At 36.4% G+C, this 14,207-nt stretch carries 15 protein-coding genes; 9 read left to right on the top strand and 6 right to left on the bottom strand.

All coding sequences use genetic code 11. From position 1 onward, the window contains the following. Positions 1–12: 12 nt before the first annotated feature. The 4 genes from ACFX4E_RS09740 to ACFX4E_RS09725 all read right to left on the bottom strand — a co-directional run bounded on the left by ACFX4E_RS09740 (position 13) and on the right by ACFX4E_RS09725 (position 1,624). On the bottom strand, positions 13–399 hold the full coding sequence (locus ACFX4E_RS09740; protein ID WP_098966082.1) for a hypothetical protein: 387 nt from the start codon (positions 397–399) through the stop codon (positions 13–15). A gap of 215 nt (positions 400–614) precedes the next feature. Beyond that, positions 615–1,085 carry a DUF2178 domain-containing protein gene (locus ACFX4E_RS09735; RefSeq protein WP_013081869.1) on the bottom strand — a complete coding sequence of 157 codons (471 nt, stop codon included), beginning with the start codon at positions 1,083–1,085 and terminating at the stop codon, positions 615–617. Continuing rightward, a complete protein-coding gene (locus ACFX4E_RS09730; RefSeq protein ID WP_013081870.1) occupies positions 1,075–1,293 on the bottom strand; it encodes a helix-turn-helix transcriptional regulator in 219 nt (72 codons plus the stop codon). The genes ACFX4E_RS09735 and ACFX4E_RS09730 overlap by 11 nt, the downstream gene beginning before the upstream one ends. A 148-nt stretch (positions 1,294–1,441) precedes the next feature. Continuing rightward, positions 1,442–1,624, bottom strand: coding sequence for a YolD-like family protein (locus ACFX4E_RS09725; RefSeq protein WP_013081871.1), 183 nt, complete (start codon positions 1,622–1,624; stop codon positions 1,442–1,444). Positions 1,625–2,017: 393 nt separating this feature from the next. Here ACFX4E_RS09725 and ltaS point away from each other — a divergent pair, with 393 nt between their 5' ends. Then, the gene (ltaS, locus tag ACFX4E_RS09720) at positions 2,018–3,946 is read left to right on the top strand and encodes a lipoteichoic acid synthase (RefSeq protein WP_098248642.1); all 1,929 of its coding nucleotides are present in this window, start codon (positions 2,018–2,020) and stop codon (positions 3,944–3,946) included. A gap of 76 nt (positions 3,947–4,022) precedes the next feature. On the opposite strand, the gene ACFX4E_RS09715 is transcribed toward ltaS, so the two are convergent. Continuing rightward, entirely contained in the window at positions 4,023–4,223 is a 201-nt protein-coding gene (locus ACFX4E_RS09715; protein ID WP_074893948.1) for a YolD-like family protein, read from the bottom strand. A 229-nt stretch (positions 4,224–4,452) separates the two neighbouring features. Continuing rightward, a complete protein-coding gene (locus ACFX4E_RS09710) occupies positions 4,453–4,923 on the bottom strand; it encodes a GNAT family N-acetyltransferase (RefSeq protein WP_098333799.1) in 471 nt (156 codons plus the stop codon). A gap of 111 nt (positions 4,924–5,034) precedes the next feature. Here ACFX4E_RS09710 and pdxR point away from each other — a divergent pair, with 111 nt between their 5' ends. The 8 genes from pdxR to ACFX4E_RS09670 all read left to right on the top strand — a co-directional run bounded on the left by pdxR (position 5,035) and on the right by ACFX4E_RS09670 (position 14,194). Then, positions 5,035–6,435 carry a MocR-like pyridoxine biosynthesis transcription factor PdxR gene (gene pdxR, locus ACFX4E_RS09705; protein ID WP_377237349.1) on the top strand — a complete coding sequence of 467 codons (1,401 nt, stop codon included), beginning with the start codon at positions 5,035–5,037 and terminating at the stop codon, positions 6,433–6,435. A gap of 134 nt (positions 6,436–6,569) precedes the next feature. Further along, positions 6,570–7,505, top strand: coding sequence for a homocysteine S-methyltransferase (gene mmuM, locus ACFX4E_RS09700; protein ID WP_028407579.1), 936 nt, complete (start codon positions 6,570–6,572; stop codon positions 7,503–7,505). Between the two features lie 294 nt (positions 7,506–7,799). Next, complete coding sequence (locus tag ACFX4E_RS09695; protein ID WP_028407580.1) at positions 7,800–8,432, top strand: fumarylacetoacetate hydrolase family protein; 633 nt, start codon at positions 7,800–7,802, stop codon at positions 8,430–8,432. A gap of 469 nt (positions 8,433–8,901) precedes the next feature. After that, positions 8,902–9,327 carry a CBO0543 family protein gene (locus tag ACFX4E_RS09690; RefSeq protein ID WP_176528180.1) on the top strand — a complete coding sequence of 142 codons (426 nt, stop codon included), beginning with the start codon at positions 8,902–8,904 and terminating at the stop codon, positions 9,325–9,327. Positions 9,328–9,555: 228 nt separating this feature from the next. After that, positions 9,556–10,119 carry an ImmA/IrrE family metallo-endopeptidase gene (locus ACFX4E_RS09685; protein ID WP_377237351.1) on the top strand — a complete coding sequence of 188 codons (564 nt, stop codon included), beginning with the start codon at positions 9,556–9,558 and terminating at the stop codon, positions 10,117–10,119. Positions 10,120–10,447: 328 nt separating this feature from the next. Further along, complete coding sequence (locus tag ACFX4E_RS09680; RefSeq protein ID WP_028407583.1) at positions 10,448–11,752, top strand: CitMHS family transporter; 1,305 nt, start codon at positions 10,448–10,450, stop codon at positions 11,750–11,752. Between the two features lie 153 nt (positions 11,753–11,905). After that, entirely contained in the window at positions 11,906–13,495 is a 1,590-nt protein-coding gene (locus ACFX4E_RS09675) for an ATP-binding protein (RefSeq protein WP_028407584.1), read from the top strand. Positions 13,496–13,522: 27 nt separating this feature from the next. Next, positions 13,523–14,194 carry a response regulator gene (locus ACFX4E_RS09670; RefSeq protein WP_028407585.1) on the top strand — a complete coding sequence of 224 codons (672 nt, stop codon included), beginning with the start codon at positions 13,523–13,525 and terminating at the stop codon, positions 14,192–14,194. The last annotated feature ends 13 nt before the right edge of the window (positions 14,195–14,207 follow it).

Genomic DNA, 14,207 nt, shown 5'->3' with positions numbered 1-14,207 from the left:
TACATCACATCCTTAAGAAGGTCTTGATTGCATAGAAGAATCATCGTTATTGCCCCAATTATCCTGACTATTTCCGGAATCATCATTAGACCACTGATCTTGCTGATTACTTGAATCATCGTCTGACCACTGATCACTTTGCTCACTAGAACTGTCATTTGACCATTGATCTTGCCCGTTAGTTCCATTGTCCGTATTGGAGTCAGATCCTGAATCTGGAAATAGCTCCGTCTCATCTTCCATTTGAGTTTGAGATGAATTATCAGCTGATGCATCGTTATTTAGTGCTGTAGTTGTTGAATTTGTTTGATCATATTTTTGAGAAAGTCCTATAAAAGTGGTAAATGCAGCAACGCTCGATAAACCAACCATCCATTTTGTCCATTTATTAGCTGCCATTGATATGCTCCTTTTATCTTTCATATTTTGCAACTGAACACTGAAGAAAAACTGTAGTGGAAGGTAACATACATCGTTCAATTGTTATAGTTCAATATAGACAGAGAAAATGAAAAAATAGTGAAATAGATGTAGGTCGGATTATTTTTGTGGGGGAATTCAGTGAATTATTAGATTAAAAAAGGGTTGTTCTTTTTAGAACAACCCTTTTTTAATCACCGATAAATCTTACTAATTGATACGTAATAAACCGTTAACTGTACAAGAGAAAGAAGCAAAAGAACGGCAATGGGATAGAAGCTAAAAGAATTAGGTAACAGCGGATAAAAAGCTATTAATATAGCACCTATAGGAATAGAAAATAGGAGGAAAACAAAGGCTTTTTTACAAGCTTCTGCTGTTATCATCTTTTCACGTTCATCTTCTTCTGCAAATTCAAACGGAAATAATAAAGGCGAAACGTTCTTCGTCTTTTTACGGGCGCGGTAGTAAAAAAATGAGACAATTAAAAGAACAATTAAAGAAGCAAAAGAGCCTATAGACATAGTAATTTCCCACGGAGGTTCAGGGTCGGTCATAACTTCACTAAATTGAATATTTAGGCTTAAAAAATCATATAAAAACCAACCTACGCACAACAGGGACACTACATTCAACAAATAAGATTTAATAACATTACTCAACATTTTTCTCCTCCTTTTGAAGTGTAAAAACATCTTCCATTTTTAATTGAAAGACATCACAAATTGTTAAACCAAGTAGTAGGGAAGGAACGTAATTTCCCTTTTCAATAGCTGCAATGGTTTGGCGAGTGGCTCCAACTTTTTCAGCTAAATCTCCTTGCGTATATCCATGTTTAGCTCTAAGCTCTTTTACGTGATTAATAAGAGTCAATATGATCACCCGCTGACTTTTTAATAAATTTGTTAAGTTGATTTAACATTATGTAAAGTTAATTTAACATCAATTGGATGATTTTTCAATAACTAATGGATAAAAAATACAAAAAAGATCCTAGAAGAATTCTTCAGGATCTTTTTTGTTAATAAATTTCTTTAATGCCAGACAAACGAATGGAAAAAATATTTTGTTTTTCATCTCGTAGGGAGAGGGTTTGGTCGGTTAGGTTTAAATTTTGGATTTTTCCTTTGAAGGTTTGAAGCAGGCCATTTTCGTAATAATTCACGGTTACATGTTTGTTTTTCTTTAACGCTTTTAAAATCATTTATTCATCTCCTTTCATGTGTGCATCTGTTATGAAAAGAAAGCTGTGGTTTAAGCATAAGAATTTGAAGAATGCTCAAGGCAGAATTATTATTATACAGCAAGATGAGAATAGTTTGTAGATAAATTGTGAAAAAATGCACAAGTTTGCAGTACGGGTGTTGCAACAGAATACAGTATATGAGGGGATAAGGGGTTTTATGATAAAAAAGGTGATTTTAGTTTATTTATTTATGGGTATTAGGTAAACTAGTAGATGAATTTAAAGAATCTATCTATAGTTGTGAAGGCTAGGATTTCATTTAATTTTCATTTTCTATGAGTATAATGATAAAGGTTTTCTATATGTTCTTTGTGAATCTACTCATAAACTAATCGAGAAAGGAAAATCAAAATGAAGCGAATCGTTTCTAAGCCGCTGCACTATTTCATATTAGCCGCTGTTTTAATGTGGATAAAGTCGTATGTGGCTTATAAAACTGAATTTAATTTAGGCGTAAGCGGCGTAATGCAGCAAATGCTGCTATTCATAAACCCTGTGAGTTCAGTGCTGATTTTTTTAGGAATCGGCTTATTTTTTAAAGGAAAGAAAGCAGGAGCTTGGATTCTTGCAGGCAGTTTCATTATGACGCTGCTGTTATACAGCAACATTCTCTATTATCGTTTTTTTAACGATTTTGTAACGCTTCCTACACTATTGCAGACAAGTAATGCAGGAAGTATGGGCGGAAGCATTATGGATTTATTAAAAGCGCATGATGTTTTTTATTTTGTTGATTTTATTATTTATTTTTTCTTCTTTTTTAGTAAAAAAATTGACTGGCATAATGAAAAAGTATCGGTTAAGAATGCTGTAACCATTCTTTCTTTAGGATTCATGGTCTTTTCTGTCAACTTAACATTAGCAGAAATTGATCGCCCGCAGCTTCTATCTCGAACTTTTGACCGCAATTATTTAGTAAAGTATTTAGGGGCATATAATTATACGATGTATGACGGTGTTCAAACTGCTCAAAACTCTAAACAGCGAGCTTTTGCAAGCAGCAATGATTTAACAAACGTCGTTAATTTTAAAAACAGTCACTATGCGGAGCCTAATTCCGTTTATTTTGGAAAAGCTAAAGGGAAAAATATTATTAAAATTCATTTGGAATCATTTCAGTCTTTTTTAATTGATTACAAATTAAATGGCCAGGAAGTGACACCTTTCTTAAATTCATTGGCCCATGGAAATGACTTTACGTATTTTGATAACTTCTTTCATCAAACAGGACAAGGAAAAACATCAGATGCTGAGCTGATGATGGACAACTCTCTATACGGCCTTCCTCAAGGTTCTGCCTTTGTACTGAAAGGAAGCAATACGTATCAGGCAGCACCAGCTATTTTAGATCAAAAAGCTGGCTATACGAGCGCTGTGCTTCACGGAGACTATAAGACGTTTTGGAACCGTAACGAAATTTACAAGCAGTTCGGTGTGGATAAGTTCTTTGATGCAAGTTATTACAATATGACGGGTGAAAATAAAATTAATTATGGCTTAAAAGACAAACCGTTCTTTAAAGAATCTGTTCCAATGCTGCAGTCTTTACCACAGCCGTTCTATGCGCATTTAATTACGTTAACAAATCATTTTCCATTTTTACTTGGAAACAATGAGGCAAGCATCCAGCCGGCTAACACGGGCGATGCAACAGTTGACCGTTATTTCCAAACGGCTCGTTATTTAGACGAATCATTGCAATCTTTCTTCCAAGAACTGAAAGCTTCTGGGCTTTATGATAATTCTGTGATTATGATTTATGGAGATCACTACGGTATTTCTGAAAATCATAATGCGGCAATGGAAAAAGTAATAGGAAAAGAAATTACGCCTTATGAAAATGCTCAGCTGCAGCGTGTACCTCTATTTATTCACGTTCCTGGAGTGAAAGGCGGAGTTAATCATACGTACGGTGGAGAAATTGACGTTGTGCCAACTCTTCTTCATTTAGTAGGAATTGACAGCAAAGAATTTATCCAATTTGGTACAGATTTATTTTCTAAAAATCATGATGATGTAGTGGCATTCCGTAATGGCAACTACGTATCTCCGAAGTATACATTAGTGGATGGAACGTATTATGATTCTAAGACGGGCCAAGCGCTTAACGAAAATAATCAAATGAAAGCTTATAAACAGAAGGTAGCGAAAGAACTGGAGTTATCTGATCAGGTTCTTTATGGAGACTTACTTCGTTTCCACAAGCTGAAGGATTTCCAAACAGTCGACCCTTCGAAATATATGTACGGGAAAGAAGAAACAGAAACACCAGCTAAATAAAGCTAAAATCAAAAGAACATGATGACTTCTGCAAAGCAGAATGAACATCATGTTCTTTTTTACTGTAAACTATTCATCAATAAATTTCTTTAATTCCCGATAAGCGAATAGAGAAAGTATTTTGCTGTTCATCTTTTAATGAAAGCGTTTGGTCTGTTAAATCTAGGCGCTGTACTTTTCCTTTAAACGTTTGAAGCAAACCGTTTTTATAATAGTTAATTGTAACGGCCCCGTTTTTTCTTAATGCTTTTAAAATCATTTTCAAAACTCCTTCCATATTTAAAATGTGTATGATTAACGAGCTGTAACATTCATTTTCATTTGCATATTTTTATTATACACAAAAATAGAAAGCGTTTTCACTTAAAGTTTGAACACTTTGTGAAAACTTTAACAGAGAATGTGACAAATACATACAGAAACTGATTTATTTGTCGTATTCATCATAAAACACATTTATGAAAGGAGTGTTAAGAACGTGTTAAAACTTTATGGATGGAAGAATATTATAAAATATTGTTTGAAATGTCGTAGTGAATCCATTCATCGTTCGTTACATTTCCGCCCATTTTTCTGTAAAGCGTTTGGGCTCTTGTATTATCACGAGCCGTTTCCCAAGACATAGCTGCATACTGCTGTTCTTTTGTATACTGGTGACTAGTAGAAAATAATTTTCCGCCAATTTTTTGTCCTCTTGCTTTTTCTATAACGTACAAGTCATTTAAAATCGCTACAGGCTTTACACGCGTGGTGCTAAATGTAAAATAAAGCGTTGAAAAACCTACTGCCTCGTCATTTTGAGTCGCGATAAACTGAACGCCAGCATCCGGATGGTGAAACAAGTGATTAATCAAATTTCTCAGCTGCTTTTTGGTAGGCTGAGGGCGCTTGTAAAAATCAACAATGTATTCGTTCATTAATGAAATAAGTGCTTCCATGTCAGCAGCATTAGCTTGACGAATTGTAATAGTAGTCATTAAATCTTCTCCTTTTTAATCAGATGATCTACACTTATAGTAAAAGAAATGCATCTCCTCTAAAAGAGCCAGATTTGAAAAATAAAATAGGGACAGATGAAAGGAGCTAGCGTGAAGTTCACACCTTTATTAAACCGCAAGGATGATATACCTTTGTATCACCAGCTATATGAATATATAAAAAAAGAAATTGTGTCCAGCAGGGTAGAAGTGAATGACAAACTGCCTTCTATCCGGTCTCTTGCTGCTTACTTAAACGTAAGTCGAAATACTGTAGATATGGCCTATCAGCAGCTTTTAGCTGAAGGGTATGTAGAAAGCAAGCCCAAAAGTGGACTGTACGTAACGAATACACGGTTTGATTTACTGCAAACAGATAGAAAGCCGACTGTATTTTTACACCCTCACTCAGAAACAAAGTCGTGTACCTATGATTTTCGGTATGGAAAAGTTGATAGCCGTTTGTTTCCCTTGAATGAGTGGAAAAAACGATACAATGAAAGTCTTCAAACTTATAGAGAAGCTTTGTTCACGTATCAAGAAAGTCAAGGAGAAGAATCACTGCGTGAAGAAATTGCGACGTACCTTTATCAGTCAAGAGGAGTGGTTTGTTCAAAACATCAAATTGTTATTGGAGCAGGTACGCAGCAATCACTCAGTTTATTAGCGCAGATGTTAAAGCAAAGCATCAGAGATATTGCCTTTGAAAATCCTTGTTATGACGGGGCTAGCTTTGTATTTAAGCAGCATGGATTTTCCTTAAAAACCGTGTCGCTTAATAACAAAGGCATAAACATTCAAGAGCTTTATGATAGCCAAACACGAGCTGTTTATGTTACACCATCTCATCAGTTTCCATATGGAATGATCATGCCTGTTTCAAGAAGAATAGAGCTTCTTGAATGGGCGAATGACTGCAATGGGTTTATTATCGAGGACGATTATGACGGAGAGTTTCGTTATAAAGGAAGTCCTATTCCTTCATTGCAAAGCTTGGATTCGAATGGTCGCGTCATTTATACAGGTACATTTTCAAAATCTTTTATGCCTTCTTTAAGAATCAGCTACCTTGTGTTACCTGAAGTTCTTCTAAAAACATATCATGAACAACGTTTCTCTTTATACGAGCAAGCTGTTCCAACTCTCCATCAACAGACGCTCGGGCTGATAATGAAAAATGGAGAGTGGAATAAGCATTTAAGAAGAGTGAGAACTGCTTATCAACTGAAACACAGTACTCTTTTAGCAGCTTTAAAGAAAGAGTTTAACGAAAACATTACGATATCAGGTGAATTGGCAGGTTTGCATATACTTGTACGCGTACACAACGATATGAACGAACAGCAATTAATTAACGCAGCTCGAAAGCAAGATGTCTCCGTCTACGGTACCTCTCGTTATTGGCTTACGGAAGTACCTAAACAAAAACCTCATATTTTGTTAGGCTTCGGAAGTTTGAGGAGAGAAGAAATAGAAGAAGGAATAAGGCGGTTAAAAAAAGCTTGGTTATAAATCCATGCTTGTTTTTTCGGTTTCTTGACAAAAGTTGCCTAGTCCTTTAGACTTTTTTGCATATATTTTAAATTATCTGAAAGGAGGATAGGGTAATCGAAGCTAACTGCTAGTGGACAACCCTAGATTAAACAATGAATCCTATCCAACAAATTTTACATACATTCCCTGTGATTGTACTAGATGGTGCAATGGCAACTGAACTTGAAAGATATGGCTGTGATTTAAACGACAGCTTATGGTCTGCAAAAGTGCTGATGGAGCAGCCGGAATTGATTAAGAGAGTGCATCAAGATTACTTTGAAGCAGGAGCTGACTGTGCGATTACAGCAAGCTATCAAAGCACATTTGAAGGTTTTGCTAAACGTGGACTGAGTGAAGCAGAGGCTCGCGAGTTAATTCAAGCATCTGTAAAAATTGCGGCTGAAGCAAGAGATGAATTTTGGCACCAAGAAGAGAATCGTCTTAATCGTCCCAAACCAATTGTCGCCGCTTCGGTAGGGCCTTACGGAGCATTTTTAGCAAACGGATCGGAATATACTGGACAGTATGACGTAACAGAAGAAGAGTTAATGGAATTTCATCGTCCTCGTATGAAAGCATTAGTTGAGGCAGGAGCGGACGTATTAGCTTGTGAAACTATTCCTAATGTAATGGAAGCAAGAGCTATTGCGAGGCTGCTACAAGAGTTTGAAGGAGCGTACGCATGGATTACGTTCAGCGCAAAAGATGACCTGCACATTAGCAGCGGAACATTAATCTCGGAGTGTGCACGCTATCTGGATTCTTATGAGCAAGTAGCGGCTCTTGGAGTTAACTGTACGCCGCCTCAATATATTTCTTCACTTATTAAAGAAATTAAATCTCAAACGGATAAGCCAGTCATTGTGTATCCAAATTCAGGGGAGCATTATGATGCTGAATCTAAAACATGGAACGGGACATCTGCTGGCGAAACGTATGGCTGCAGCGCTCACAGCTGGTATGAAGCAGGTGCTCAGTTAATCGGAGGGTGCTGCCGTACAACTCCAGATGATATCAAAGGCATTACAAAATGGGCTAGAAAATAACAGATTGAAAGAAAGAGAATGTGAGAAAAGTTGTTTCGCTAACGTTAAACACGAACGATCTATTTTTGATAGATCGTTCGTGTTTTTTTATGGTCCTGGTGAACGTAGGCTTCGTGTGGGCAGGTCCTTCTAGCTGTTGCACGGAAATCAACAGAGGTGTCACAAGCAGTTCAGCTCATTTATCCCCATGTTCCGTCTTTAGAGTAGATTCATTTTATTATGTCCCAGTCTTTTTTTCTTGTAAAATAAAAGAATATAAGTTAAAAAATCTTTATTTGAACGAAAGAAGGGATGATGAAAGTGAAAGATATTAAAAATATTTATTGTGTAGGCCGAAACTACGCACTGCATGCAAAAGAATTACATAATGATATTCCAACATCACCTTTTTTATTTTCCAAACCTACTCACGCTCTCGTTGAAGCAGCTGGACAATCAATCACTCTTCCTAGCGACCAAGGAGAGGTGCACTTTGAAACTGAACTGATTCTTCATATTGGACAATCTTACAAAGAAGGCATAACAGTGGATGAACTCGTTGACGAGATGACGATTGGATTAGACTTGACTCTTCGAGACGTGCAGAGCGAATTAAAACAAAAAAAGCACCCTTGGCTGCTTGCAAAAGGATTCAAACATTCAGCGGTTGTGGGAAACTTTATTCCATTTGAAGGAGTAGAAGCATCTAAGAAGAAAAACTTTTCGCTAGTGAAAAACAATGAACGCGTGCAGCTGGGGAATATTAAAGATTTGATTTTTGACTTACAAACGATTATTGATTTTACAGGAAAACATTTTGGTCTTGATAAAGGAGACCTTATTTTTACAGGTACACCTGAGGGAGTAGGTCCGCTTACTCATCATGATGAGCTTTCACTTAAATGGGGACAGCAAGAGCTTGGTTCTTGCATCATTTCCTTTCGTTAACAAAAAGAAGCTGAAACAAAAGTAGTTCAGTTGAAAGAAGATCCGAACGATGAATTGAGATTCTTGATAGAGAATCCAACTCGTTCGGATTTTTTATTGTGATGGTGAACGTAGATTATATATATTTGCTTCTAGCTGTTTAGAGGGTAAAGCGAAGACTCCTAGGGGTGAAGTGGAATGGATGAGACCCCGCAGGAGCATGAGCGACGGGGATGCTCAGCGGCCGCCCGCGAAAAGCAAAGTCTTGCGCGGAAATCAACAGCGGTGTGCCAAGCAGTCCAAAACATTTATCTCAGTTCGTATTTAGATTATCTTGACTTCGTTATGCTTCAATCTCTTTTTTTACGAAGTCTTAATTTTTTAGCCTTCAGAATGAATTTAATATCCAATGGGAAAGCTGTTTCTATCTCCTATAGAAAACGAGGTTCTCAGCGTGGTGCTCTTAATTCTTACAACGGTGATTTCTATTTTGAGTGTACTAGTTATGCCAAAGCGTATCAGCTGGATAGAAATGTATACAACTTCTTTGTTTGTCATGTTTTTAGGATCGGTAGCAGATATATATCTTGATGTTAAATATGATCTTTATGGATTCTTCACAAAAGGAGTAGATTTTGAATATCTTTTAATTTTTATTTTTGTTTATCCTGCAACGAATAGTGTATTTTTAAATTTTTATCCACAGAGCAAGAGTTTGGCTAAAAAAGCTTTATATATTACAGTGTGGGTAATTCTTACAACCCTGTTTGAATACATTTCTGCCCAAACAGAAGTGTTTTATTATAACGAATGGAAGACGCTATACTCGTTTTTTTGCTATCCTTTTCTTTATATAGCAATGGTTTTAAATTTAAAAATGATACGGAGGCTTCAGATTATCGATAAACAAAAATAGAAATAAAAAAAAGTAATGATAAATCATAAAAAAATGATATTTTATTAATGGCTACATATGTAATATAGTAAAAATAGAAAATAAACGAAGCAGCATATAAGCAGGGTTAAAAAACATCAAAACGGGAATCTTGACATTAACTTCATGTTTTTAACCATGTATTGTGAATGAATATACTTATTGCTAAATAATATGTTGTAGAAGGAATTTAGCAAAGGAGGCAAGAAGATGTTTAAGCGTAGTGAAAAAATCCAAATTCATGGCGTAACGTTTCATGGAGTCATGAGTGCGAAGCAAAAAGCCGCCCTGCAGGAAATTGCTAATGTAACAGACGAAAAAGACTGGGATGGGCTAAAAGGCGTGTATTGCTTAGGCAGTGTAAAAGTGCAAGGGAAAGATGTGCTAGGCGTGTACTATGGCCAATTTAATGATAACCTTCCAAAAGATAAGCGCAAACTTCAGTTTGAAATTGACTATATTAAATATACAGTAACGGAATGTCCTATTGTCTTTATCGATACAACAAAAAATAAAAAGCCTCATCAATTTGCTTTTATCATTCTGCATGAATTAGGCCATCATGTGGATCGTATGACAAATGGAACGCTTTTAAAAGAAGGAAATAGAACGCAAGAAATGTTTGCTAATACGTATGCTTTAGAGAAATATTCAAAAATAGAAAAGTTCCAAACAAAGAAGTTGAAAAACATTCCATTTTTAGAGGAGTCTCTTGCTCAATGGAATAAAACTCCTCATTCTGGAGCTTATTCTCTTAGAGTTCAAATTGAATAATTCACGAGAATAGTTCCTCTCTCTCCGTTTTTTATTTTCCTATCTTTTTTCCTCTTCCTTTCTTTTATTCTTCCAATGAACAAAAAGGATTTAATTACCCATAAAGTTTTAAAAGTTTTTATAGTACGAATTATTTACACTATACCCTTCTGTAAATTATGATTATTTTAAGAAAAAACAGAAAATTTTAAAGTTTTAAGGTACAACTTAATAGTGAACAAGCGATGTTGTAATCGTATAGACGAACTGGCATACATATGCGAGTCATACATACAAACGAATCGCTTCCACTGTTATGAAAGCGGATTCAAAAATAGGAGGGGTAATAATGTTAGCTATTCTTGGGTTTTTGATGGTTTGTACATTTATGTTTCTAATTATGACAAAACGATTAACGCCGCTTATTGCTTTAATGGTTATTCCAGTATTGTTTGCAATCATAGGGGGATTCACAAGTGATATTGGAGAAATGGCTTTAAATGGTGTAAAAGAATTAGCACCTACAGGCGTTATGTTAATGTTTGCTATTTTATATTTTGGGATTATGATTGATGCTGGTTTGTTTGATCCAGTTGTAGGAAGAATTTTAAAAATCGTAAAAGGTGATCCACTAAAAATCACAATTGGTACAGCTATTTTAGTTCTTATTATCTCATTAGACGGAGACGGAACAACAACATATATGATTACGCTCTCAGCGATGCTTCCGCTTTATAAAAAGCTAAACATGAAGCCTATGATTTTAGCCTGTATCGCTATTATGGGCAGTGGAGTTATGAACTTAACGCCTTGGGGCGGACCTACTGCTCGTGTGATGAGCGCATTGAAGTTAGATGCTTCACAGGTGTTCACACCACTGATTCCAGCCATGATTGGTGGAGCTGTTTGGTTATTATTTACGGCTTACTATTTCGGGAAAAAAGAGCGCCAGCGCTTAGGTGTTATTGATATTCAAGACGTTACAAATGCTCAAGTAGCTTTTGCAGAAGCAGCCGCTGCTGAAGGAATCGAGTACAAGCGTCCGAAGCTTTTATGGGTAAACTTTGCTTTAACAGCTCTATTATTAGTAGGACTTATCACAGCAGTTATGCCGCTTCAAATCCTGTTTATGATTGGATTTGCAATCGCTATCATGATTAACTATCCAAATTTAGAAGTTCAAAAAGAGCGTATCACAGCACATGCCGGTAATGTACTTGCTGTTGTATCTCTTGTATTCGCAGCAGGCGTATTCACAGGCATTTTATCAGGTACAAAAATGGTAGATGCAATGGGTAATAGTTTAGTAGGATTAATTCCAGATGCGTTAGGGCCTTACATGTCTGTGATTACAGCCATCACAAGTATGCCATTTACGTTCTTTATGTCAAATGATGCTTACTACTATGGAATTTTACCAATTATTGCTCAAGCAGCTTCAGCATACGGTATTGATGCTGCAGAAATTGGCCGTGCTTCATTGATTGGTCAACCTGTTCACTTACTAAGTCCTTTAGTTGCTTCTACGTATCTATTGGTCGGTATGGCAAAAGTCGAGCTTGGTGAATTCCAGCGCTTTACTTTAAAGTGGACGATTGGAACAGCGATGGTGATGCTTTTAGTAGCTATTATTACAGGAGTTATTACGCTGTAAAGATCATGAACCTAAAAACTTATCAATTCCGCTTTTGGGATTGATAAGTTTTTTTGTCTAAAAAGCTTTTGGAATAAGGAGCGGATATACAAAAAATTTTGATAAAATAAAAGAGGAATAGAACTATAAGGTAAAGGCTAAAGGTGCGATGAAATGAAAAAATGGTTTCAAGTATCGCTGCAAACAAAAATCGTAGGTTTATCCGCAGCATTAATCATAACTGTTATTGTTCTTTTAGCGAGTATTTTCTCTTACATGCAGTTTGTAGAATCTAAAAGGCAAGCCGAGCAGCTGGCTCTTCAAGCAGCCAAATCAATATCATTTATGCCGGAAGTCAAAGCTGCTTTTCAAAAAAAACAGCCGAGTCGCTATATTCAGCCGCTTGCCGAGCAAGTGAGGGAACAAATCGGAGCAGCAAGTATTGTGGTTCAAAACCGTGAGCAACTCATCTATTCTCATTCTAATCAAAAATGGATAGGAAAGAAAAACAAAGAGGCGGTTAACGATAGAGCACTGCTGTTTGGCGGATATTATACGCTTGACGGAGAGGGAACCACAGGTCCTGCAATTATGGGGAAAGCGCCTATTGTTATCAGTCACGGAAAGTATACGGAGGTCGTGGGAGTAGTGACGGTTGAGTTTTTAAAGTCTCATGTTCATGCTCAGCTCATTACGCGCATTCAGCAAATTATCCTATTTTCACTAGCTGTTTTATTGCTTGGTATGATCGGGGGTATTTTTTTAGCTAAAAGTATCAAAAAAGATACTCTCGGTCTTGAGCCCCATGAAATCGCTTCTTTATACCGTGAACGAAATGCGATTTTACTGTCGATAAAAGAAGGAATTATTGCTATTGATCATCAGGGCTTTATTACGATGATGAATACATCAGCTAAAAATATGCTAGGACTACAGACGGAATATTTACATCATCATATCATTGAAGTATTTCCTTATACGAATATGATTGAAGTGCTAGATACGGGAATAGCCCGAAGCGACCAAGAGATTTTTTTGAATGAAAAAACGTTTATCTTAAACTTAACACCTATTATTGAACATCAGCGAATTGTAGGAGTGGTCGCTAGTTTTCGTGATAAGACAGAATTAAAAAGCTTAATCAATACGATTTCAGAAGTACGAAAGTATTCAGAGGATTTACGAGCTCAAACCCATGAGTTTACGAATAAGCTGTATGTTTTGTCGGGTTTGCTGCAGTTAGGGCAGTACAAAGATGCATTTGAGTTTATTCAAAAAGAATCAGCCGTACACCAAACACAAAATCGTATTCTATTTGATCAGATACTAGATTCTAAAGTCCAAGCAATATTGCTTGGGAAGATTGGAAAAGCATCTGAAAAGAAAATTCACTTTTCGGTTGATTCGGAGAGTACACTCGATACGCTCCCAGAACATATTGAAATTTCTCATCTCATTATCATTATTGGGAATTTAATTGATAATGCATTTGAAGCAGTGAGTCAGCAGTCTGAAAAAGAAGTGTCGTTTTTTATTACCGATATTGGTCATGATTTAATTATTGAAGTGATGGATAACGGACCTGGTATATCAGAAGAAGTACTAAATCAAATTTTCACAAAAGGTTTTTCAACCAAAGGTACAGACAGAGGATACGGACTGGCAAATATAAAGAAAATGGTAGATGAGCTTGGAGGATCTATTGAAGTATATAATCAGCCAGAAGGAGGAGCCATTTTTTCAGTTTACCTTCCAAAAAACTGAATCATGAGAAGTAAGGGGAGAGTCGAAATGTTAAGAGTCGCAATTGCAGAAGACGATTTTCGAATTGCTCAAGTTCAAGAGCGATTTTTATTAGAAGTAGATGGTGTGGAAGTTGTAGGTAAAGCGTTGAATGCAAAAGAGACGCTTGAAATGCTAAAGGAGAAGAAAGTTGATTTACTTCTTTTAGACATCTATATGCCAGATGAAATGGGAACAGATTTACTGCCAAAAATCAGAGCGCAGTTTCCACACGTTGACGTTATCGTGGTAACGGCTGCCACCGAAAAAAACATTGTAGAAATCTGTTTGAGAAACGGCGTCGTTAATTATTTGATTAAGCCGGTTATGATGGAATCCTTCATTAATGCTATTAAACAGTATCAAGAGAAAAAGGAACTGTTTAGTACGCGTGAAGAAGTTGATCAATCATTTATTGATGCGTACTTTGGACATGTCAGAACAAAGCCAAAAGCGGATAAATCTCTTCCTTCAGGTATTGATGGTATCACGTTACAAAAGTCAAAAGACATTTTAAAAAGCATCAAAGGAATTACGATCGAAGAGATGGGGCAACACATGGGAGTATCTAGAACGACAGCTAGACGATATTTAGAGTATCTAGTATCAACTGGTGAATGTCACGTTGAGTATGATTATGGGATTATTGGACGGCCGGAGCGCAAGTACTATTTAGCGTAGCATTAGCCTTGAA

Source organism: Priestia sp. YIM B13491 (assembly GCF_042787605.1).
Lineage (GTDB): Bacteria > Bacillota > Bacilli > Bacillales > Bacillaceae_H > Priestia > Priestia megaterium_E.
The sequence above is the reverse complement of the archived record's forward strand: the minus strand, read 5'-3'. Positions and strand labels throughout refer to the sequence as shown.

Coding starts and splice junctions, on each gene's coding strand:
- ACFX4E_RS09740 (WP_098966082.1), bottom strand. CDS start 399: ATGGCAGCTAATAAATGGACAAAATGGATGGTTGGTTTATCGAGCGTT.
- ACFX4E_RS09735 (WP_013081869.1), bottom strand. CDS start 1,085: ATGTTGAGTAATGTTATTAAATCTTATTTGTTGAATGTAGTGTCCCTG.
- ACFX4E_RS09725 (WP_013081871.1), bottom strand. CDS start 1,624: ATGATTTTAAAAGCGTTAAAGAAAAACAAACATGTAACCGTGAATTAT.
- ltaS (WP_098248642.1), top strand. CDS start 2,018: ATGAAGCGAATCGTTTCTAAGCCGCTGCACTATTTCATATTAGCCGCT.
- ACFX4E_RS09715 (WP_074893948.1), bottom strand. CDS start 4,223: ATGGAAGGAGTTTTGAAAATGATTTTAAAAGCATTAAGAAAAAACGGG.
- ACFX4E_RS09710 (WP_098333799.1), bottom strand. CDS start 4,923: ATGACTACTATTACAATTCGTCAAGCTAATGCTGCTGACATGGAAGCA.
- mmuM (WP_028407579.1), top strand. CDS start 6,570: ATGAATCCTATCCAACAAATTTTACATACATTCCCTGTGATTGTACTA.
- ACFX4E_RS09695 (WP_028407580.1), top strand. CDS start 7,800: ATGAAAGTGAAAGATATTAAAAATATTTATTGTGTAGGCCGAAACTAC.
- ACFX4E_RS09685 (WP_377237351.1), top strand. CDS start 9,556: ATGTTTAAGCGTAGTGAAAAAATCCAAATTCATGGCGTAACGTTTCAT.
- ACFX4E_RS09680 (WP_028407583.1), top strand. CDS start 10,448: ATGTTAGCTATTCTTGGGTTTTTGATGGTTTGTACATTTATGTTTCTA.
- ACFX4E_RS09675 (WP_028407584.1), top strand. CDS start 11,906: ATGAAAAAATGGTTTCAAGTATCGCTGCAAACAAAAATCGTAGGTTTA.
- ACFX4E_RS09670 (WP_028407585.1), top strand. CDS start 13,523: ATGTTAAGAGTCGCAATTGCAGAAGACGATTTTCGAATTGCTCAAGTT.